General features: G+C 46.1%; 18 protein-coding genes. 10 read left to right on the top strand and 8 right to left on the bottom strand.

Annotated features, from left to right (window positions below):
* The gene (locus ACQEXR_RS11090; RefSeq protein WP_138973545.1) at positions 1-765 is read right to left on the bottom strand and encodes a succinate dehydrogenase/fumarate reductase iron-sulfur subunit; all 765 of its coding nucleotides are present in this window, start codon (positions 763-765) and stop codon (positions 1-3) included.
* Positions 765-2,582 carry a fumarate reductase (quinol) flavoprotein subunit gene (frdA, locus tag ACQEXR_RS11085; protein WP_331427479.1) on the bottom strand — a complete coding sequence of 606 codons (1,818 nt, stop codon included), beginning with the start codon at positions 2,580-2,582 and terminating at the stop codon, positions 765-767. Before frdA ends, ACQEXR_RS11090 begins: the two co-directional genes overlap by 1 nt.
* A gap of 422 nt (positions 2,583-3,004) precedes the next feature.
* On the opposite strand from frdA, the gene epmA reads away from it, so the two are divergent.
* The 5 genes from epmA (at position 3,005) to cysE (ending at position 7,274) form a co-directional block, all read left to right on the top strand.
* The gene (gene epmA / locus ACQEXR_RS11080) at positions 3,005-3,976 is read left to right on the top strand and encodes an elongation factor P--(R)-beta-lysine ligase (RefSeq protein WP_427020351.1); all 972 of its coding nucleotides are present in this window, start codon (positions 3,005-3,007) and stop codon (positions 3,974-3,976) included.
* A 146-nt stretch (positions 3,977-4,122) separates the two neighbouring features.
* Complete coding sequence (locus ACQEXR_RS11075) at positions 4,123-4,557, top strand: rhodanese-like domain-containing protein (RefSeq protein ID WP_138971082.1); 435 nt, start codon at positions 4,123-4,125, stop codon at positions 4,555-4,557.
* A gap of 158 nt (positions 4,558-4,715) precedes the next feature.
* Complete coding sequence (gene secB / locus ACQEXR_RS11070; protein WP_138971081.1) at positions 4,716-5,183, top strand: protein-export chaperone SecB; 468 nt, start codon at positions 4,716-4,718, stop codon at positions 5,181-5,183.
* A gap of 176 nt (positions 5,184-5,359) precedes the next feature.
* Entirely contained in the window at positions 5,360-6,391 is a 1,032-nt protein-coding gene (gene gpsA / locus ACQEXR_RS11065; RefSeq protein WP_138971080.1) for an NAD(P)H-dependent glycerol-3-phosphate dehydrogenase, read from the top strand.
* A gap of 61 nt (positions 6,392-6,452) precedes the next feature.
* Positions 6,453-7,274 carry a serine O-acetyltransferase gene (cysE, locus tag ACQEXR_RS11060; RefSeq protein ID WP_138971079.1) on the top strand — a complete coding sequence of 274 codons (822 nt, stop codon included), beginning with the start codon at positions 6,453-6,455 and terminating at the stop codon, positions 7,272-7,274.
* Between the two features lie 100 nt (positions 7,275-7,374).
* On the opposite strand, the gene ACQEXR_RS11055 is transcribed toward cysE, so the two are convergent.
* The 3 genes from ACQEXR_RS11055 to argE form a co-directional block, all read right to left on the bottom strand.
* Positions 7,375-7,914 carry a PadR family transcriptional regulator gene (locus ACQEXR_RS11055; protein ID WP_138971078.1) on the bottom strand — a complete coding sequence of 180 codons (540 nt, stop codon included), beginning with the start codon at positions 7,912-7,914 and terminating at the stop codon, positions 7,375-7,377.
* Positions 7,915-8,309: 395 nt separating this feature from the next.
* Positions 8,310-10,943, bottom strand: a complete 2,634-nt coding sequence (gene ppc, locus ACQEXR_RS11050; RefSeq protein WP_269378369.1) for a phosphoenolpyruvate carboxylase — start codon at positions 10,941-10,943, stop codon at positions 8,310-8,312.
* 251 nt (positions 10,944-11,194) lie between these two features.
* On the bottom strand, positions 11,195-12,331 hold the full coding sequence (gene argE, locus ACQEXR_RS11045) for an acetylornithine deacetylase (protein WP_427020350.1): 1,137 nt from the start codon (positions 12,329-12,331) through the stop codon (positions 11,195-11,197).
* A gap of 153 nt (positions 12,332-12,484) precedes the next feature.
* Here argE and argC point away from each other — a divergent pair, with 153 nt between their 5' ends.
* From argC to argH, 4 genes are all read left to right on the top strand, one after another.
* Positions 12,485-13,489, top strand: a complete 1,005-nt coding sequence (argC, locus tag ACQEXR_RS11040; RefSeq protein ID WP_331417691.1) for an N-acetyl-gamma-glutamyl-phosphate reductase — start codon at positions 12,485-12,487, stop codon at positions 13,487-13,489.
* A 37-nt stretch (positions 13,490-13,526) separates the two neighbouring features.
* Positions 13,527-14,321: an acetylglutamate kinase gene (gene argB / locus ACQEXR_RS11035; protein ID WP_426952923.1), complete on the top strand. Its 795-nt coding sequence runs from the start codon at positions 13,527-13,529 to the stop codon at positions 14,319-14,321.
* 112 nt (positions 14,322-14,433) lie between these two features.
* Positions 14,434-15,648, top strand: coding sequence for an argininosuccinate synthase (locus tag ACQEXR_RS11030; RefSeq protein ID WP_138971075.1), 1,215 nt, complete (start codon positions 14,434-14,436; stop codon positions 15,646-15,648).
* Positions 15,649-15,893: 245 nt separating this feature from the next.
* Complete coding sequence (argH, locus tag ACQEXR_RS11025; protein WP_138971074.1) at positions 15,894-17,768, top strand: argininosuccinate lyase; 1,875 nt, start codon at positions 15,894-15,896, stop codon at positions 17,766-17,768.
* 204 nt (positions 17,769-17,972) lie between these two features.
* On the opposite strand, the gene ACQEXR_RS11020 is transcribed toward argH, so the two are convergent.
* The 3 genes from ACQEXR_RS11020 to ACQEXR_RS11010 all read right to left on the bottom strand — a co-directional run bounded on the left by ACQEXR_RS11020 (position 17,973) and on the right by ACQEXR_RS11010 (position 20,712).
* Positions 17,973-18,227: a DUF3624 domain-containing protein gene (locus ACQEXR_RS11020; RefSeq protein WP_426952922.1), complete on the bottom strand. Its 255-nt coding sequence runs from the start codon at positions 18,225-18,227 to the stop codon at positions 17,973-17,975.
* A 116-nt stretch (positions 18,228-18,343) separates the two neighbouring features.
* Complete coding sequence (locus ACQEXR_RS11015; protein WP_426952921.1) at positions 18,344-19,801, bottom strand: dihydrolipoyl dehydrogenase; 1,458 nt, start codon at positions 19,799-19,801, stop codon at positions 18,344-18,346.
* 182 nt (positions 19,802-19,983) lie between these two features.
* Positions 19,984-20,712 carry a redoxin family protein gene (locus ACQEXR_RS11010; RefSeq protein ID WP_269378362.1) on the bottom strand — a complete coding sequence of 243 codons (729 nt, stop codon included), beginning with the start codon at positions 20,710-20,712 and terminating at the stop codon, positions 19,984-19,986.
* Between the two features lie 170 nt (positions 20,713-20,882).
* Here ACQEXR_RS11010 and oxyR point away from each other — a divergent pair, with 170 nt between their 5' ends.
* Complete coding sequence (oxyR, locus tag ACQEXR_RS11005) at positions 20,883-21,779, top strand: DNA-binding transcriptional regulator OxyR (protein WP_426952920.1); 897 nt, start codon at positions 20,883-20,885, stop codon at positions 21,777-21,779.
* Positions 21,780-21,800 lie beyond the last annotated feature (21 nt).

Below are 21,800 nucleotides of genomic sequence, written 5' to 3'. Positions count from 1 at the left end.
TTATGCCTCCTCTGCTGTTTTCGCTGGTGTACCATCAGGCTTCAACATCGCAATAACGAAATCCATCGAAGATTCGACTTTACCTTGGTTCACTGCCGCGGCAGGGTCAACGCTCTTAGGACAAACTTCAGAACAATAACCAACAAAGGTACAGCCCCAAGCGCCGTTTTCGCCATTGATGAGTGCCATACGTTCAGCTTTACCGTTGTCACGGCTATCGAGGTTGTAGCGGTGAGCAAGCGTTAGTGCTGCTGGACCAATGAACTCTGGGTTTAGACCAAATTGAGGACACGCGGCATAACATAGACCACAGTTGATACAACCAGCGAACTGCTTGTACTTCGCCATCTGTTCAGGAGTTTGGATGTTAGTCCCATCTTCTGGCTTGCGGTCGTTACCGATAATGTATGGTTTGATCGCTTCAAGGCGCTCAATGAACGGCGTCATATCAACGATAAGATCTTTCTCAATCGGGAAGTTCGCTAGTGGTTCAATTTTCACACCGTTCGGGTAGTCACGTAAGAAACTCTTACACGCTAGCTTAGGTACACCGTTTACCATGATGCCGCATGAACCACAGATAGCCATACGACAAGACCAGCGGTATGACAGATCTTTGTCTAGGTTATCTTTGATGTAGCCTAGCGCATCAAGCGTAGACATGGTTTCATCAAACGGTACTTCAAAGGTTTGAAAGTGCGGCTCTGCGTCATGCTCAGGGTCATAGCGCAGAATCTCGACTTTTTGGATGCGATTGCCTGACATTATGCTTGCTCCTCTGCATTCTTCTCTGCTGCTTTAGCTGCTTCTTCAGCCGCTGCTTTCTCTGCTGCTTCACCGTATAGACGAGCTTTTGGCTGTGACTTAGTGATTGTCACTGTGCTGTAGTCGATTTCAGGTGCTGCATCTTCTTTGTAGAAGGCCAGAGAGTGCTTGAGGAAGTTCACATCGTCACGCTCCGTACAACCATCATCTAGACGCTGGTGGGCACCACGAGACTCTTTACGTAAGATTGCTGAGTGAACCATAGCTTCTGCTACTTCTAGGCCATAACCCACTTCGATAGCGTATAGAAGGTCAGTGTTAAACACTTTGCCCTTATCTTTGATGCTGATGCGCTTGTAACGCTCTTTTAGTTCAGTGATTTTGTCGATCGTCGCTTGCATCAGATCTTCTTGGCGGTAGATACCACAGCCCGCTTCCATGGTGTGACCCATTTCAGTACGGATTGTTGCCCAGTTCTCATCACCTTCTTGGTTCATCAGAGCGGCAATACGTTCTTCAACCGCTTTAACTTGAGCTGCGATGGACTCTTCGTTCCAGCCTTTGAATTCAGCCGCACGTTTCACTGCTTGCTCACCCGCTACACGACCGAATACCACAAACTCAGCCAGTGAGTTTGAACCTAAACGGTTCGCACCATGCAGACCTACAGACGCACACTCACCGACTGCGAACAGACCTTTAATGCGTGTTTCACATTCGCCGTTAGTCTCAATACCACCCATGGTGTAGTGCACGGTTGGACGAATTGGGATGGGTTCTTTTGCTGGGTCTACGTTTACGTAAGCTTTAGCCAGTTCACAGATGAACGGTAGACGTTCTTGAAGGTACTCTTCACCCAAGTGGCGAAGGTCTAGGTGCACCACGTCACCCAGAGGGTGCTTGATGGTGTTGCCTTTTTGTTGTTCATGCCAGAAAGCTTGAGAAACTTTGTCACGTGGACCCAGTTCCATGTATTTGTTCTTCGGTTGACCAACTGGAGTCTCAGGTCCCATACCGTAATCTTGTAGGTAACGGTAGCCGTTCTTGTTAACGATAATACCGCCTTCACCACGACAGCCTTCCGTCATTAGGATGCCTGTACCTGGTAGACCGGTTGGGTGGTATTGAACGAACTCCATATCACGTAGAGGTACGCCATGGCGGTAAGCCATTGCCATACCATCACCCGTAACGATACCGCCGTTTGTATTACAGTGGTAAACGCGGCCAGCACCACCAGTAGCTAGAACAACCGATTTGGCTTTGATCGTAACCAATTCACCTTCTGACATGTGAATCGCGATAAGACCCTGAACCTCGCCTTCATCGACAAGAAGGTCTACCACAAAATATTCATCAAAACGTTTGATGTTTTGGTACTTCATCGAGGTTTGGAACAAAGTGTGAAGCATATGGAAGCCAGTCTTATCGGCAGCAAACCATGTACGTTCAACCTTCATACCGCCAAAGCGACGAACGTTAACTTCACCGTTCTCTTTACGGCTCCATGGGCAACCCCACTGTTCCATTTGAATCATTTCGCGAGTTGCGTTCTTCACGAAGTACTCAACAACATCCTGTTCACAAAGCCAGTCACCACCACCAACGGTATCGTTGAAATGGTTGTCTAGGCTATCTTCATCCTTGATAACTGCGGCTGAGCCACCTTCTGCAGCGACCGTATGGGAACGCATTGGATAAACTTTAGAAATCAGTGCAACTTCTAAGTCAGGGTTTGCTTCAGCTGCTGCAATAGCAGTGCGAAGACCAGCGCCGCCTGCGCCGATCACTGCGATATCTGTGGTGATAATTTGCACAGTTATCCTCCAGTGTGAAAATGCGGAATAGTCCGCTTGTTATAATTAATTGGGGAATGCCCCAAAAGTGGTAGGGCTAGTGTAGAAGAGCTACATGGCAGAAAAATTGATGTATTTGGTTTTTTGCTCCGGTAATGCATATAAGAGCATAAAATTTATAGGTTATGTGATTGCAATCACGGCAAAGAAGGTTTGCTCTTCTTAGATTGCACCGTGTTTTGTTAAATGACTGTTGCATAACATTTGATTGATTGATAACAGGCTGGTGGCGAATGTTTTCTGTGCTGTAATACGATAAATGCTTGCTTCAAAAATAAGCAGAGTGGTGGGTTGTGCAGAGTACAAATGTCGGCGTTTATTGCTAGGAAAAGTCGGATAAACTTGATACTTTCTCGCCAGATTAACCCAAAGAGAGTTTTCCAATGAACCACGACTGGCAGCCAACTGCTTCAATTGAACAGCTTCGTCAACGTGCTGATCTAGTGAGTCAGATTCGTCAATTCTTTCGTGCCCGAGATGTATTGGAAGTCGATACACCGGCGATGAGTCATGCCACCGTCACCGATATTCATCTGCATACTTTTCAAACAGAGTTTGTCGGCCCTGGTTATGCCGATGGTAGCAAACTCTATTTTATGACCAGCCCAGAATTTCATATGAAGCGCCTGCTGGCAGCGGGTAGTGGCTGTATCTATCAGATTAATAAAGCTTTTCGCAATGAAGAAAATGGTCGTTACCATAATCCGGAGTTTACTATGCTGGAGTGGTATCGCGTGGGTTTTGACCACCATAAATTGATGGATGAGATGGACGATTTGCTACAACTTGTTCTCAAATGTGGCCAAGCTGAGCGCATGACCTACCAGCAAGCCTTCATCAATGTACTTGGAGTGTGCCCTTTAGAAAGTACGATGGGTGAACTGAAGGAGGTTGCAGCCAAGTTGGGTTTAAGGGATATCGCTGAACCAGAACAAGATAGGGATACGCTTCTCCAACTGCTGTTCAGTGTGGGTGTGGAAGCTAAGATTGGCCAAAATGTCCCTGCTTTTGTTTACGATTTTCCAGCGTCACAAGCGGCATTGGCAAAAATCAATGCGGAAGATCCAAGAGTGGCGGATCGTTTCGAGGTTTACTTTAAAGGTATCGAACTGGCGAATGGCTTCCATGAGCTCGACAATCCGAGTGAACAACTAAAACGCTTCGAATCAGACAATGCTAAGCGAATAGAGATGGGGCTCAACCCACAGCCGATCGACTACCATCTTATTGCCGCTCTGAAATCGGGGCTGCCTGAATGTGCTGGAGTCGCCTTAGGCATTGATCGCTTAATTATGCTTGCGATCGGCTGTGATCATATTGATCAGGTGACGGCATTTCCGTTTCCAATTGCGTAGCGAAAAGTGCAACAGATTCTTATTCTGAGTGTAATTGGCTCGCTTAGGCATCTTAACCTCGCTATACTTCCAATCTGAATTTTTAGCCTAGGGCAGTCACACATTGTTGGAAATGTGGGCGGTTCTATCATCAAAGAGCACAGGACATGCAAGAGTACATCGCATTTTTTCAAGAGAACATGATTCTATCTTTGGTATGGGTGGGTCTATTAGTCGCCCTTATCATGAACATTGTTAAATCATCTACTGCCGCTTACAAAGAGATTACAGCTGCACAAACGACACAACTTATGAACCGTGAAAATGGTGTAGTTGTTGATATTCGTAGTAAAGATGAATACCGCAAAGGGCATATTACAGATGCAGTTCACATTTTGCCGTCTGATATCAAGGCTGGTAACTTGGGTAGCCTTGAAAACCACAAATCAGCCCCAATCATTGTAGTATGCAAGACAGGTCAAACGGCTCAAGAGAGTGCTAATCTTCTTGCCAAAGCAGGCTTTGAAAACGTCAACCTGCTTAAAAATGGTTTGATTGCTTGGAGTGAAGCCAACATGCCTTTGGTTAAAGGTAAAAAGTAAATTAACTCGCTAATACCTTAAACGCTGATTGAAAAATCAGCGTTTGTCTTAGAGAGATGTGAACAGTTCCACGAAAATCATTGGAAACCTAGTCATTCCCAACTCTCTCGGTTAACCTCCAAGCAGATATTTTATTGCAGGATTAAAGGATTTTTAAAATGGCTGAAGCAGCACCACAACAAGAAGCACAAAACTTCGCAATCCAACGCATCTTCCTTAAAGATGTTTCTTTTGAAGCTCCAAACTCACCTAGCATGTTCCAAAAAGACTGGAACCCAGATGTTAAACTGGATCTAGATACTCAAAGCCGTGAACTTGGTGAAGGTGTTTATGAAGTGGTTCTTCGTCTAACAGTGACAGTGAAGAACGCAGAAGAAACAGCGTTCCTATGTGAAGTTCAGCAAGGTGGTATTTTCACTGCTGAGAAAATGGAAGCAGGCCAGCTAGCACATTGTTTAGGTGCATTCTGCCCGAACATCCTATTCCCATACGCGCGTGAGACGATCTCAAGCTTAGTCGTTAAAGGTACGTTCCCTCAACTAAACTTAGCACCAGTTAACTTTGACGCTCTGTTTATGAACTACCTACAGCAGCAAGCTCAGCAAGAAGGCCAAGCTGAAGCATAATCAGTGAGACCTCTGATCAGTCAGAGGTATGGTATAAAATGCACAGAGTGTCTTGCACAAGATACGATGTGCATTTTTTGTTTTACGTGCCAGTTACTGGGTTTTTGTTACTAATTTCTAAACGCTAGAGAGTAGTAACAAGATTCTAGTCAACCTAATGACAATCAGGCGGAACAATGAAAGACAACACCAACAATGCTTACGGTAAAGAAATTGCAATGACAGTCCTAGGTGCTGGCTCATACGGCACTTCACTTGCAATCTCACTCGCGCGAAATGGTGCGAACGTAATCATTTGGGGCCACGAACCAGAACATATGGCTCGTCTAGAAGCCGACCGAGCTAATCACGAGTTTTTACCTGGGATTGAATTCCCAGATTCACTGATCGTTGAATCCGATTTAAAAAAAGCGGTTCAAGCGAGTCGCGATCTTTTGGTGGTCGTTCCAAGCCATGTGTTTGGTATTGTGCTGAATAACGTCAAGCCATACCTGCGTGAAGACTCTCGAATTTGCTGGGCGACGAAAGGTTTGGAGCCAGAAACGGGTCGGCTACTTAAAGATGTAGCAAATGAAGCGCTTGGTGAAGGGTACTCGTTAGCAGTCCTTTCAGGTCCTACCTTTGCTAAAGAGTTGGCGATGGGAATGCCGACTGCCATTTCTGTGGCTTCTCCTGATGCTGCTTTTGTTGCCGATCTTCAAGAGAAAATTCATTGCAGTAAGACGTTTCGAGTTTATGCCAACAGTGACTTTATCGGCATGCAATTAGGTGGTGCGGTTAAGAACGTGATTGCGATTGGTGCAGGCATGTCTGATGGCATCGGCTTTGGTGCCAATGCGCGTACAGCACTCATCACCCGTGGTCTTGCTGAAATGACACGTCTTGGTGCTGCGCTAGGTGCTCAACCAGAAACCTTTATGGGTATGGCTGGTCTTGGTGACCTTGTTCTGACCTGTACCGATAACCAGTCGCGCAACCGTCGCTTTGGTTTAGCGTTAGGTCAGGGTAAAGATGTCGATACGGCACAGCAAGAAATTGGTCAAGTAGTGGAAGGTTACCGCAATACCAAAGAGGTCTACCTATTGGCTGAGCGTATGGGTGTAGAGATGCCGATTGTTGACCAAATTTATCAAGTATTGTATCAAGGAAAGGATGCCAACTTGGCGGCCAAAGATTTACTTGCCCGAGATAAGAAAGCGGAAGCATAAGAGAACGACAGCAACACTGGATTTGTATCTAGATACTAGGGATTCAGTTCTAGGAAACGACATGAAACAATGTGAGAAACAGAAGGTATGGCACACCATTGTGAAGGAAGCACGTGAGCTTTCTGAGCAAGAGCCAATGTTAGCCAGCTTTTATCATGCGACCATTATTAAGCATGATAGCCTAAGCGCAGCGCTTAGCTATATTTTGGCAAACAAGCTAAATACGGCTTCTATGCCTGCAATGGCGGTTAGGGAAGTGGTAGAAGAAGCGTTGAATGCTGATCCGAGTATCAGCTCAGCAGCGGCCTGTGATATCTGCGCTACTGTTACTCGAGATCCTGCTGTTGCTATGTACTCAATGCCACTGCTCTATTTAAAAGGCTACCACGCGCTTCAGGGGTATCGAGTTGCCAACTGGCTATGGAAGCAGGGGCGTATCGCTTTAGCAACCTATCTACAAAATCAAATTTCTGTTGCGTGTCAGGTTGATATCCACCCTGCGGCTAAGATTGGCTATGGCATCATGCTTGACCATGCCACTGGGATCGTCATTGGTGAAACAGCGGTTGTTGAGAACGATGTGTCGATTCTTCAGGATGTCACGTTGGGTGGTACAGGTAAAGAGTGTGGCGATCGCCATCCTAAAATCCGTGAAGGTGTCATGATTGGTGCGGGTGCCAAAATACTGGGTAATATTGAAGTGGGCGAAGGGGCGAAGATTGGTTCTTGCTCGGTCGTGCTTCAACCAGTGCCTGCCCATACAACCGTTGCTGGTGTACCTGCTAAAATTGTGGGTCGCCCAACAACCGATAAACCGTCGTTGGATATGGATCAGCAATTTAACGGCAAGTCGCAAAGTTTTATCGGTGGCGATGGGATATAGCGTTAAGAACGCTTCGTTCCGAGTTTGGGCTTTATTAATTGAATTTTAAAGAAAAGGGTTGGCACTAGGTGCCAACCCTTAAATTTTTCTCACTTCTCGATTACGCTAGCGTATCCAATTCAGTCAGTACTTCTTGAGCCCACTCAACCCATGCTTGGCGAATCAGTAGGTTTCTGCGAAGCGTTAGACGTTCTAGACGTTGCTGCTTATCAAGTGTTGATGGCGTTGAGTAGTAAGCGTTTTCAATCTCTTGATAGTGAGCGACGAGCTTACGTGACTCTTCAACAAGTTCACCTAGCTGGGTACGGAATGGCGCAGAAGGTTGCACGGCACAAGCCATCAGCTTTGCAGAGAACTCGTCGCGAACCGTTGGGTGTGCGGTTGGTTGGTCGAACCATTCACCAAGAGCGGCGCGGCCCGAATCAGTAATTGAGTAAACCTTACGGTCTGGTTTTCCTTCTTGGGGTTCAAGAACACAAGTAACAAGATTGTTCTGAGCCATCTTATTAAGCTCACGGTACACTTGCTGGTGGCTCGCCTTCCAGAAGTAACCAATAGTCGCTGAAAATTCTTTAGTGATATCGTATCCAGTAGCGTCGCGCGTGCTTAATACGGTCAAGATAACGTGTGGTAATGACATGTCTTCAATCCAAATGGTCAATAAACTACAAAACTTAACCACTTCTTACTGTCGTGCTTCTAAAGGCACTCATTATCAGTATTTAAAGTGGCACCAACAAAGTTGGTCATGTCACCTAAAAAAGCCGTTTATCACCTAGGATCGATAAAAAGATTATCGAAAGCTGCAGTCTGTAGATTATATATAGTTAACCGCAGCGGTTGAGTAGTATATCTAAATAATAAGCATAAAGTAGAATAGAAGGACAAAATATCCCAAAAAAGTTACAAATAACTGCTTTGGGTTTGTTTTGTGGGATATTTATCTTTGTTGTGGTTGCTAATGTCTCTCGGCTGACATTATTTACTATCAAAGAAAAAGGTTGGTGTGATGACACCAACCTTTAACTGTGAGGGTTAGCCCGTGTTTCGCATACCCGCAGCAATACCCGCTATCGTAACCATCAGCGCTTCTTCCAGCTCTGGAGCGGCTTCTTGATCTTGACGAGTGCGGTAAAGCAGTTCTGCTTGCAGCATGTTCAATGGTTCAACATAGATGTTACGTAAGCGGATGGACTCTTGTCCCCAAGGGTCACTTTGCATCAGGTTCTCGTTGTTCTCTACATTAAGCACTGCTTTGATATCTTTTTGCAGTTGTTCACGTAGACGATCACCCAGTGGCAGTAGTTTAGGGTCTACCAAGCGTTCATCATAGTAACGAGAAATTTCCATATTGCACTTAGTGTAAACCATCTCAAGCATACCAAGACGTGTAGAGAAGAATGGCCATTCGCGACACATTTCCTCTAATAGCGCTTGATGTCCTTTGTCTACGGAGTATTGAATTGCCTCACCTGCACCTAGCCATGCTGGAAGGACAAGACGGTTTTGACTCCAAGAGAAAATCCATGGAATCGCACGTAGGCTTTCTACACCACCGTTAGGATTACGTTTAGCTGGTCGAGAACCAAGCGGTAGCTTACCCAGTTCCAACTCTGGCGTTGCTTGACGGAAGTAAGGCACAAAATCTGGCTCGCCACGAACGATGTTTCGGTATGCTTCACAGCTGACCTCTGACAAGACGTTCATCAAATCACGCCATTCTTGTTTTGGCTCTGGTGGTGGCAGTAGGTTTGCCTCAAGGATTGCACTTGCATAGAGACTAAAGCTATTGACAGCAACTTCTGGAAGCCCAAGCTTGAAGCGAATCATTTCGCCTTGCTCTGTCACACGCAGACCGCCTTTTAGACTCTTTGGTGGCTGAGAAAGTAGTGCTGCATGCGCTGGTGCGCCACCGCGACCAATAGTACCGCCTCGGCCATGGAATAGGGTCAGTTCGACGCCCTCATCTTCAGCCACTTTTACAAGAGATTCCATGGCATGGTATTGAGCCCAGCCAGCAGACATCACGCCTGCGTCTTTAGCCGAATCTGAATAACCGATCATGACCATTTGATGGTTTTGAATAAAGCCACGGTATAGGTCGATGCCCATCAATTGTTTGATGACAGACTCTGCGTTGTTTAAGTCGTCTAACGTTTCAAACAATGGACAAACGTCCATACGATAAGGACAACCCGATTCTTGTAGCAACAGGTGAACGGCGAGTACATCGGAAGCGGTACGAGCCATCGAAATGACATAGGCACCGAAAGCTTCACGAGGTTGAAGGGCGATGATATTACACGTGTCCAAAACCTCTTGAACGGCTTCAGATGGCTGCCAATCGCGTGGTAGTAGTGGACGTTTAGAGGCTAACTCGTTAGTTAGAAAAGCAATCTTATCTTGCTCGCTCCAATGGTTGTAATCACCAATACCTAGGTAGCGAGTCAGCTCAGACAATACATCTGAATGACGGGTACTTTCTTGACGAATATCGAGACGAACTAGATGGACACCAAAAGCTTTGATTCGGCGTAGGGTATCGAGTAATGAACCGTCAGCAATGATACCCATGCCACATTCGTGTAGGGATTGGTAACAGGCGTAGAGAGGTTCCCACAACTGTTCGACACGTTGCAGCGGCGCTTTGACCGCCAGTTTTTGACCATGAATCTTGGCGTCGAGAATCTCTTTGGTTTCGTTTAACAGCTCTCGAAGTTGCTTCAGTACAGCGCGGTAAGGTTCATGTTCATCGTCCCCCGCGAGTGCACGAACCGCGTCGTTACATTTGGTCATCGACAATTCGCTAACCAGTTCGTTGATATCGCCTAGGTAGAGATCGGCCGCTTTCCAACGTGAGAGCAGTAGTACTTCACGAGTAATGGTATGGGTGACAAATGGGTTACCATCTCGGTCACCACCCATCCATGATGAGAAGTGAACTGGTCGTGCATCAATAGGTAGCCCTTCGCCTAGATAGCCTTCCAAACGTTGGTCTAGTTCTCTTAAAAAATCAGGTACCGCTTCCCATAATGAGTTTTCAACCACTGCAAAGCCCCATTTGGCCTCATCAAGTGGTGTTGGGCGCTGTTGACGGATGGTATCCGAGTGCCAACTTTGTGCGATTAACTGCTCAAGACGACGTTCCGTTTTTTGGCGCTCTTTAACAGATAGATCACTCAGTTCCAGTTTAGAAAGGCACTTGTTGATCTTAATCAGCTTGTGAATCATGGTTCGACGAGTGATTTCAGTAGGATGCGCGGTTAGTACCAACTCAATGTTTAGATCGCGTACAGCTTGGGCTGTATCAAGTTTACTGATGTCGTTTTGAGCCAGTTTTGAGAAAAGCGTATTGATAGCGTCTGGTTCGCATACATGAGCATCGCAGTGACGTGAAATCGTATGGTACTGCTCTGCCATGTTCGTTAGGTTTAGAAATTGGTTGAATGCATGAGCAACTGGAGTCAGTTGATCATTTGGCAGGCTTTTTATTTCATCAATCAAGCTTTTTCTATCTTGCTGATTGCCTGCGAGGGCGGACTTGGAAAGTTTACGAATGGTTTCTACTTTCTCTAGAAGTACGTCACCATGTGCGTCCTTGATGGTGTTGCCGAGCAAGTGTCCTAGCATGCTCACATTGCTTCTGAGCGCAGAGTATTTCTCGTTCATTATCTTCCTGCCTTGTAAAAAAATTACATCCAATGTTTCTTTGTTAGGTAGACAATCTAGCGAAAAATATCGCCGCGAGTCAAATACTGTAGGCTAAGTTTGCAAATATTGTGCAAATGAATGTAACGTCCAAAGATGCATGCGATTGACTAATTATGTTGAAAATTTATTACAAAAAAGGTTGGCGTAACACGCCAACCCTTCAATTTATCCGAATCCACTATTCAAGAGCGATTGCTTCTTCTTTGCCTCTAAAAACAATACTTATGCATCGCTTTTGACAAAACATCGATCGTTGGATCAATAAACTCGAACGCGAGGAATTCATCCGGTTGGTGCGCTTGATCGATTGACCCCGGCCCTAGAACGAGAGTCGGGCAGAGTTGTTGCAGGAAAGGCGCTTCTGTGCAGTAGTTGACAGTTTGAGATTCGAGCCCACAGATCTCTTCCACACCACCAATAAATGGGTGGTCATGCTGACATTCATAACCCGGAATGGGTTCATGAAGTGGAGTAATGCTGATTCGGCCAGGCCACTTAGCTTCAACTTCTTTAAGTGCGCCGCGCAACATATTGTCCAAACCGTCTAAACTGATGCCCGGTAAAGGACGTACATCATAATGCAGTTCGCAACAACCACAGATGCGGTTCGCACTGTCGCCACCATGAATATGACCAAGGTTAAGAGTGGGACTAGGGATAGCAAAACCTGGGTGGTGGTACTCTTTGATCAATTTATCGCGTAACTGCATTAGTGCAAATAGAACTTCATGCATGATCTCAATCGCATTCACACCTAATGAAGGATCTGAAGAGTGCCCGGATTTCCCCGTAACTCGCACGGCATTGGCGACATGGCCTTTGTGACCTCGGATAGGCACTAAGCTGGTTGGCTCACCAATAATGCAGTAGTCCGGTTTAAACGGTGCATTCTCAGTAAAGTGGCGTGCACCCAGCATGGTTGTCTCTTCATCGCAGGTAGCCAGTATATAAAGAGGCTTGATCTGTTTACTCCAATCGACTTTTTTTACGGCTTCTATAATAAAGGCGAAAAAGCCCTTCATATCTGCCGTACCTAAACCATAGAAGCGATTGTTTGCTTCAGTTAACGCGTGAGGTTCAAAATTCCATCGCCCTTGATCGAATGGCACGGTATCGCTGTGACCCGCGAGTAGCAGACCACCTTCTCCACTGCCTTTCTTGGCAATTAGATTGAGTTTCCCTTCTTCGACGGTTGTGACTTCGACGCTGAAGCCGACATCCTTTAGCCATCCTGCTAATTTTTCAATGACTTTGGCGTTGCCTTCATCCCAACTTGGGTCTGTCGAGCTAATAGAAGAGGTGGAAATCAGGCCGCTGTAGACCTCAAGAAAACTTGGTAATTTCATATTTAGTTTACATTCCCTGTTGACAGAGTACGGTTAAGAAGGTAAAACACATATTAAATCACTTTTATTGAATAAAAAACCAATAAAAGCGAAATTAATTAAATTTATAGTCACTCATTGAGTGGTGATTTTAGGTCGAATTGGATGTCTCAGATGCTTAAAACCACAATCATAGGCGCAAGCGGTTATACCGGAGCAGAGCTTGCTCTGATGGTGCACAAACACCCTGAACTTACGCTATCAGGTTTGTATGTTTCCGCCAATAGCTTAGATGCGGGGAAATGCATCTCGCAATTACACGGTAAGTTAGCTGGGATTATTAGTCAGTCTGTACTGCCTCTTACTGATGTTGAAGCTGTCGCAATTGAAAGTGATGTGGTGTTTTTAGCGACTGCGCATGAAGTCAGCCACGACCTAGCCCCTCTTTTTCTTGCTCAAGGCTGTCAGGTCTTCGACTTGTCTGGCGCTTTCCGTGTAAAGAAAGAAGGGTTCTATAACCAGTTTTACGGTTTTGAGCATCAGCATGAATCTTGGCTAGATAACTCGGTTTATGGCTTAGCGGAATGGAACGATGACGGAATCAAGCAGTGTCAGCTTATCGCTGTTCCTGGTTGTTACCCAACAGCGTCTCAATTGGCAATTAAACCGTTATTGGAAGCGGGTCTTGTTGATGAAAGTCAGTGGCCAGTGATCAATGCGACTAGCGGTGTCTCTGGAGCGGGCAGAAAGGCAACCATGACCAATAGCTACTGCGAAGTGAGCTTACAGCCTTACGGTGTATTTAATCATCGTCATCAGCCAGAAATTGCTAGCCACTTAGGTCGTGAGGTGATTTTCACACCGCACCTTGGCAACTTTAAACGCGGGATACTTGCCACAATCACGCTCAAACTTGCTCAAAATGTGACAGAGCAGCAGGTCGCTCAAGCATTTCATGCAGCTTATGAAAATAAGCCGGCAGTGCGTCTCACCGTTGACGTGCTACCAAGTATTCAAAATGTAGAAAATACACCTTTCTGCGATATCGGCTGGAAGGTTCAAGGTGAGCACATCATCGTAGTCTCTGCGATTGATAACTTACTAAAAGGTGCATCAAGTCAAGCGATGCAATGTTTAAACATCCACTACGGATTTCCAGAGTTAACTGCCCTTATTTAGGCAAATACGCTTAAGCAAGTAGGTAAAGGGACGAGTAATGACAGATAACAAATCAACTCCATTAGTGATCAAATTAGGCGGTGCTGCACTGTCTTGTACTGAGACTCTTAGCCAGGTATTTGGCGCAATTGCGAATTATCAAAAGCAGGCTCAGCGACGAATTGTGATCGTCCACGGAGGGGGTTATCTGGTGGACGATCTAATGGCTGCCCTACAACTTAAAACAGTGAAAAAGGACGGTCTAAGAGTCACTCCTTACGATCAAATTGGAGTGATTACCGGTGCTTTAGCAGGCACGGCAAACAAGATGCTACAAGGCCAGGCGATTAAAGATGGGCTGAATGCGGTCGGTCTAAGCCTTGCGGATGGCGGGCTATGCCATGTTGAAGAGCTCGATCCTGAGTTGGGTGCGGTTGGCAAAGCAACCCCAGGCGACTCAACCGTGCTTCAAGCTGTTCTTGCCGCTGGCGCTTTGCCAATCATTAGCTCGATCGGCTTAACAGCAAATGGTCAGATGATGAATGTGAATGCCGATCAAGCGGCAGTTGCCGTCGCAGGTGCTCTCGACGCTGAGTTAGTTCTGCTATCAGACGTGAGTGGTGTTCTCGATGGAAAAGGTCATTTGATCAAGAGCCTTGATGAAAAGCAAGCACAGAGCTTAATTCAAGGGCATGTGATCACTGACGGTATGATCGTCAAAGTGAACGCTGCACTTGAAGCTGCGAACGATTTAGGTCGCCCAATTGAAGTTGCGACTTGGCGTTACCCAGACAAGCTGGTTGATCTGTTTGCCGGACAAAGCATCGGAACTCAGTTCTTACCTAAGCAATAAACCAATGAATTAGCTGCAACGCATGTAGCGGTGCAGCCAAAAAAAAACAATCAGGATGTAACCCGTAGCACTGACCGCCAAGCGCAGAGCCGGGATTTTGGAGAAAAGAAAGATGAGCAAAGTTCAAGTAAATAAAGTTGTTGTCGCATACTCTGGCGGTCTGGATACTTCAGTCATTATTCCGTGGCTAAAAGAGAACTATGACTGTGAAGTTATCGCATTTGTCGCAGATGTTGGCCAAGGTGCAGAAGAGCTAGAAGGTATCGAAGCAAAAGCAAAAGCTTCTGGTGCATCTGAGTGTTATATCGCGGATCTGAAAGAAGAGATGGTCGCGGAATACATTTATCCAACGCTTAAAACGGGCGCTTACTACGAAGGTAAGTACTTACTAGGAACCTCAATGGCGCGTCCGATCATTGCTAAGGCTCAGGTAGAAGTAGCACGTAAAGTAGGTGCGGATGCACTGTGTCACGGTTGTACTGGTAAAGGTAATGACCAAGTTCGTTTTGAAGGAGCATTCGCCGCTCTAGCACCGGATTTACACGTTATCGCACCTTGGCGTGAGTGGGATCTTGTTAGCCGTGAAGAGTGTCTTGACTACCTCGCTGAGCGTAATATTCCGTGTACCGCATCATTAACGAAAATTTATTCACGTGATGCAAACGCATGGCATATCTCAACCGAAGGTGGTGTTCTTGAAGAGACTTGGAATGCGCCGAATGAAGATTGCTGGGTTTGGACCGTTGATCCAGAGCAAGCGCCAAACGAAGCGGAATATGTCACGCTAAAAGTTGAAAAAGGCGAAGTGGTTGCTGTTGATGGTGAAACAATGACGCCATACAACGCACTGGTTTACCTAAATGAAAAAGGTGCTAAACACGGTGTAGGGCGTATTGATATCGTCGAGAACCGTTTGGTTGGTATGAAGTCACGTGGTTGTTACGAAACTCCAGGGGGCACTATCATGATGGAAGCACTGCGTGCAGTAGAGCAACTGGTGCTGGATAAAACATCATTTGAGTTCCGTGAAGAGCTAGGCCTAAAAGCATCTCATCTAGTGTACGACGGCCGTTGGTTCACACCGCTATGTAAATCGATTCTCGCTGCATCAGAAGAGCTGGCTCAGGACGTGAACGGTGAAGTAGTGGTTAAACTATACAAAGGTCAAGCGACAGTGACTCAAAAGCGTTCAGACAACAGCCTATATTGTGAGAAGTTTGCGACCTTCGGTGAAGACGAAGTGTACGATCAAAGCCACGCGGAAGGCTTCATTCGTCTCTACTCGCTATCAAGCCGTATTCGTGCGTTGAATAGCCAGAAAAAATAATTGAGATATGCATTAACAGTTAGAGCCCATTTGGTATCCAAATGGGCTTTTTACGTATATGTTCATCGCAGATGAGTGATAGATTTTATCGTGAATAAATATGTAAAAATAATGAATTAATACTTTATTTTTGTTGGGTTTTGCCGTAACTTTGATTCATCATAAAAACTGAATCAGATTCAGAGTCATTTTAAGCAATATAGCTACTAGCACAAATAGTGAGCAAGGTAATCAGGAGAAACGCGATGGCATTATGGGGCGGAAGATTTACCCAAGCGGCAGATACGAGATTCAAAGACTTTAACGACTCATTGCGCTTCGATTACCGACTAGCTGAACAAGATATTGTAGGGTCAATCGCTTGGTCTAAGGCTCTGATGTCTGTTGGCGTGCTGAGTGAAGAAGAGCAGCAGAAGCTCGAACTGGCATTGAATGAACTCAAGCTAGAGGTGATGGAAGACCCACACCAAATCTTGCGCTCAGATGCAGAAGACATCCACTCTTGGGTTGAGCAGCAGTTGATTGGCAAAGTGGGAGACTTAGGTAAAAAGCTCCACACTGGTCGTTCGCGTAACGATCAGGTCGCAACCGACTTAAAGCTATGGTGTCGTCAACAAGGGCAGCAGTTACTTATGGCGCTTGATCGCCTTCAAGCTCAGATGGTATCGGTAGCGAAACAGCATCAGGATACGGTTCTTCCTGGCTATACCCATCTACAACGTGCGCAGCCAGTGACCTTTGCTCATTGGTGTTTGGCGTATGTGGAAATGTTCGAGCGTGACTACTCGCGCTTACATGATGCGATTACCCGCCTTGATACCTGTCCACTAGGTTCAGGTGCGCTAGCAGGCACGGCTTATCCGATCGATCGTGAAGTGTTAGCGCATAATCTGGGTTTCCGCAGAGCAACACGTAACTCTCTTGATTCAGTTTCCGATCGTGACCATGTTATGGAGCTGATGTCTGTCGCCTCTATTTCGATGCTGCATTTGTCTCGCCTTGCTGAAGATATGATCTTTTACAACTCGGGTGAGTCTAACTTTATCGAATTGGCTGATACCGTCACCTCTGGCTCATCACTGATGCCACAGAAGAAAAACCCCGATGCTCTTGAACTGATTCGTGGCAAAACCGGTCGTGTTTACGGTTCATTGGCAGGCATGATGATGACGGTTAAAGCTCTGCCTCTTGCGTACAACAAAGATATGCAGGAAGACAAAGAAGGCTTGTTCGATGCGCTCGATACGTGGAACGATTGTATGGAGATGGCTGCACTTTGCTTTGACGGCATCAAGGTAAATAAAGAACGTACGCTTGAAGCGGCCAAGCAAGGCTATGCGAATGCGACTGAGTTGGCTGACTATTTGGTCGCGAAAGGGATCCCATTCCGTGAAGCTCACCATATTGTTGGTGTGGCTGTCGTGGGTGCGATTGCTAAAGGCAGTGCTCTAGAAGAGCTTTCTATCGCAGAGCTCAAAGAGTTTTCAGACGTTATCGAAGAGGATGTATACAGTATTCTGACCATCGAGTCGTGCTTAGAAAAACGCAGCGCTTTAGGTGGGGTTTCACCTAAGCAGGTTGCCTATGCGGTTGAGCAGGCCGAAGGACGTTTGATTAAACGTGATACCTCCGCGGTGAAGGTGAGACCAGCACGTCTGACGGATATTGAAGCATTGGAAGGTATGGTGGCTTACTGGGCGAATATGGGTGAAAACTTACCGCGTTCACGTAGCGAACTTGTGCGTGATATTGGCTCATTTGCTGTCGCGGAACATCATGGGGAAGTGACTGGTTGTGCATCCCTTTATGTGTATGACTCGGGTTTAGCTGAAATTCGCTCATTAGGTGTTGAAGCTGGCTGGCAAAAACAGGGACAAGGCAGTGCGATTGTTCAGTATTTGGTAGAAAAAGCCCGTTTGATGGCAATCAAAAAAGTGTTTGTTCTAACGAGAACGCCAGAGTTCTTTATGAAGCAGGCCTTCTTGCCGACATCGAAGTCATTATTGCCTGAGAAGGTACTAAAAGATTGCGATCAATGTCCAAGGCAACACGCTTGTGACGAAGTGGCACTTGAAGTCAATCTGGTTGAGCAAGCCATTGCACGCGTCAGCGTCGCGTAAGTGATTGAATCTGAATGTATCAAAAAAGATCAAAAAAGATCGTTCTTTTTTGGAACTAATAAGATTAAGCAGAGTCTATAAAAATACCACTGCTTTTTCTTAGAAGAATCTAAGAAGGCCCCAAACCAGATATTGGTTTTGGGGCTTTTTCTTTTTTAGCGTCTCGCTAAATTTGATTGGCTCGAGCACTTCGCTGTTATGGTGCTACTCTTCGCCATTGCGTTTTCGCCATGGAAGGATCACAAAGCGCATCCAAAGGTGCAGGAAGAGTAGACCGTTGAAAGCAAAACCAGCCAAAATAAGCGCGATCGATTCGATAGTTTTCGGGTTATCTTTAAACGCAAACCACCATACAATCCAACATAAAACAGAAAGCACAGAGAGTTGATCGAGACATCTTTGGCAGCGGCCAAGTTTTTTCCAAAACCATTGGCTGTTTTTACAATACTGGCATGTCATGCTGGTGGCTTATTAGTGAGCGTATTGAGTGGTTTATATCCTAACCCAGAGAGAACGTGCTATTCCACAACCAGATACAAAAAAGCGAGCCATTTAGGCTCGCTTTCGATTTTGGATTAGCAGCCTGGGCCGCAATCTAGACAGTGTTTGATCATCTCTGGACCTAGATGTAGTTTAGCGTTTAGGTCACGTAAGGCTGTGCGTACACCCTCTTCGATCACCGGATGATAGAAAGGCATATCTAACATCTCAGACACAGTCATTTTATTCTGGTGTGCCCAGGCTAGCAGGTGAGCTAGGTGCTCTGCATTCGGTCCCATCATCTCAGCACCGAGGAAGCGACCAGTACCCTGTTCTCCGTATACGTGAAGGATGCCTTTATTGCGTAACATAACGCGAGATCGACCTTGGTTTTCAAATGAAACTTCACCCGTCGCGAAACAGCCACAATTACCTAAACGTGTGGTTAGCTGCTTATAGGTCTCACCAACCATTGCGATTTGCGGGTCAGAGAAGACGGCTGATATTGGTGAACGACGCAGGCCTGCACGAATATCTGGGAAACGACCTGCGTTATCCCCTGCGATACGCGCTTGATCTGCTGCTTCGTGCAGCAATGGAATTTGGTTGCTGGCATCTCCAGCAATAAAGATGCTCTCTACTGACGTTTGCAGCGTGTAATATTCAGCGGTTGGAACGCCGCGCTCATCCAGCTCTAGAGTGGTATTCTCCAAGCCTAGTTTATCAACGTTTGGTCGACGTCCAGTGGCTGCCAATACATAGTCAACGATAAAGCTTTCCAATTCACCATCTTGATTAATAAAGAGAATTTCAACTTTGTCTGTGCCGTCAATACGCTTCATGCTTTCGATTTTAACGTCCGCATCCAAGTAAAACTCTTGCTTGAAAGCTTTATCTGCGTAAGCCATGACTTCAGGGTCTGTGATTGGGCCTACTTGACCACCAAGACCAAACAGCTTCACGTTGACACCTAAACGATGCAGCGCTTGTCCAAGTTCAAGACCAATAACACCAGGGCCAAATACAGCAACAGCTTGAGGAAGATCATCCCAGTCAAACACATCGTCATTAATGATGAGACGATCCCCGAGTTCGTTCCAAACCGCAGGGTATGCTGGACGTGAGCCCGTCGCGATAACAATACGTTTCGCGTGGATCTGAGTATGGTCATCCACCATCAAGGTGTTGTTGTCGATAAATTTTGCGTAACCAGCAATCTTGTCTTCTGCTGGGATCTCATCGACACCTTCCAGTACAAAGCCTACAAAACGGTCACGTTCACGTTTTACACGATCCATTACTTCGCGGCCGTTAATCACGATTTCGCCTTGAGGATGAACACCAAAACCTGGTGCTTTTTCGATTTGGTGAACGCTTTCAGCCGCAGCAATCAATAGCTTCGAAGGCATACAACCTACGCGAGCACAAGTGGTGCCGTATGGGCCGCCTTCAATCATCACAACGCTGTTTGTATGTGCTTTTGCTGCGCGGTATGCGCCTAAACCTGCTGTACCACCACCAATAACGGCAACATCGACATTTAACTGTTTCATAATTGGGTCTCGCTGTTTACTCCAAGCGTTTTCGAGTGAGAAAGCTTGAGGATTTGAATCTATGTTTGTATCAATCTGGATAAGTCGTGGGACTGCCCTGAGACAACGACTTATCAAGACTGGGGAGGAGTAGAATTTAGGTGTCCCCCGCACCGCAGTGGCACGGGAGACTGAGGGTTTTATTAGCCTAGGTAAGCTTCTAGCTCTTCGCTGCCACCGATGTGTTTACCACCGATGAAAACTTGAGGAACTGTAGAGCGGCCAGTGACTGCTCGTAGACTTACTGTTGTCGCATCTTTACCCAAAACCACTTCTTCATACTGAAGACCGTGGTCAATCAGGTTTTGTTTCGCTTTCGCACAGAATGGGCAGCCTGGTTTAGTAAACACAGTGATAGATTCTTGTGTTTTGTAGTCAGGAGCGATGTACGCAAGCATTGTGTCAGCGTCAGAGACTTTGAACGGGTCACCTGGTTCGTTTGGTTCGATGAACATTTTTTCTACTACGCCATCTTTAACCAGCATGCTGTAGCGCCATGAACGTTTGCCGAAGCCAAGGTCGTTTTTGTCAACTAGCATACCCATACCGTCTGTGAACTCACCGTTACCGTCAGGAATGAAGGTAATATTTTCTGCTTCCTGATCCTGTTTCCATGCGTTCATAACGAATGTGTCATTGACCGATACACATAGGATTTCATCAACACCATGCTCTTTGAATACAGGGAACAACTCATTGTAACGAGGTAGGTGGCTTGATGAACAAGTCGGAGTAAACGCACCAGGTAGGCTGAATACTAATACAGTCTTACCTTTAAATAGCTCATCAGTGGTTACGTTAACCCATGCATCACCTTGACGGGTTGGGAAAGTAACTTGTGGTACGTTTTGACCTTCTTTAGATGCAAACATATTTGTTTCCTTTTGATTTTATGTAATTTGGTGGTAAGTCTTATCAGTGCTTTCACTGTGCTCCGTTTCGATGAAGCTATTATTAAAAAAATCCTTTGATAGCTCTAATCGTTTAATGCTATGGTTTTGATAGATAATTTCTATCTACTAGGGTGGAGAAACAACCAATTATGAATATTCGAGATTTTGAGTATTTAGTCGCGCTCGCTGAGCACAAACATTTTCGTAAAGCTGCTGAGGCGTGTTTCGTCAGTCAACCTACGTTGAGTGGTCAGATCCGCAAACTAGAAGATGAATTAGGAGCGGCACTACTGGAAAGGAGTAGCCGCAGGGTACTGTTTACCGACGCGGGGTTGCAATTGGTTGACCAAGCAAAGCGAATTCTCGCAGAGGTGAAAACCTTTAGAGATATGGCCAGTGGTCAAGCTGGTGAGATGGTCGGGCCAATGCATATCGGTTTTATTCCGACAGTCGGACCTTATCTGCTGCCTAAAATCGTCCCTATGCTAAAAGAGCGTTTTCCGGATTTAGAACTGTTTCTCCATGAGGCTCAAACGCATCAATTGGTGCGCCAGCTAGAGGATGGCAAACTTGACTGTCTTGTTCTGGCGGCTGTGACAGAAACGGCGCCTTTCAAGGAGATTGAGATCTACAATGAGCCACTGAGTGTCGCTGTTCCTTGTGGCCATGAATGGGCTGATCTTGATGAACTTGATATGTTGGAACTCAATGGCAAAACTGTGCTGGCATTGGGTGATGGCCACTGTCTACGTGATCAGGCCTTGGGCTTTTGTTTTGCCGCAGGTGCGAAAGATGACGAGCGCTTTAAAGCAACCAGTTTGGAAACTCTGAGAAACATGGTTGCCGCAGGCGCGGGAATTACACTCTTGCCTGAGCTGTCATTGCCAAAAGAGAAGCAGAAGGATGGCGTTTGCTACGTTAAGGCGATCAATCCTGTGCCTTCGCGTAGTATCGTGTTGGCTTACCGCCCAGGGTCTCCCTTAAGAGCTCGTTTCGAGCAGCTTGCTGAAGCCATCGCCCATCAGTTAGCGCAATCGCAGGCGTAGAATACTGAGATAAAAAAAGAG

This window comes from Vibrio sp. TRT 2004 (assembly GCF_050113735.1).
Classification (GTDB): domain Bacteria; phylum Pseudomonadota; class Gammaproteobacteria; order Enterobacterales; family Vibrionaceae; genus Vibrio.
Note: the sequence above shows the minus strand (reverse complement) of the source record. Positions and strands in the feature narration are given on the sequence as shown.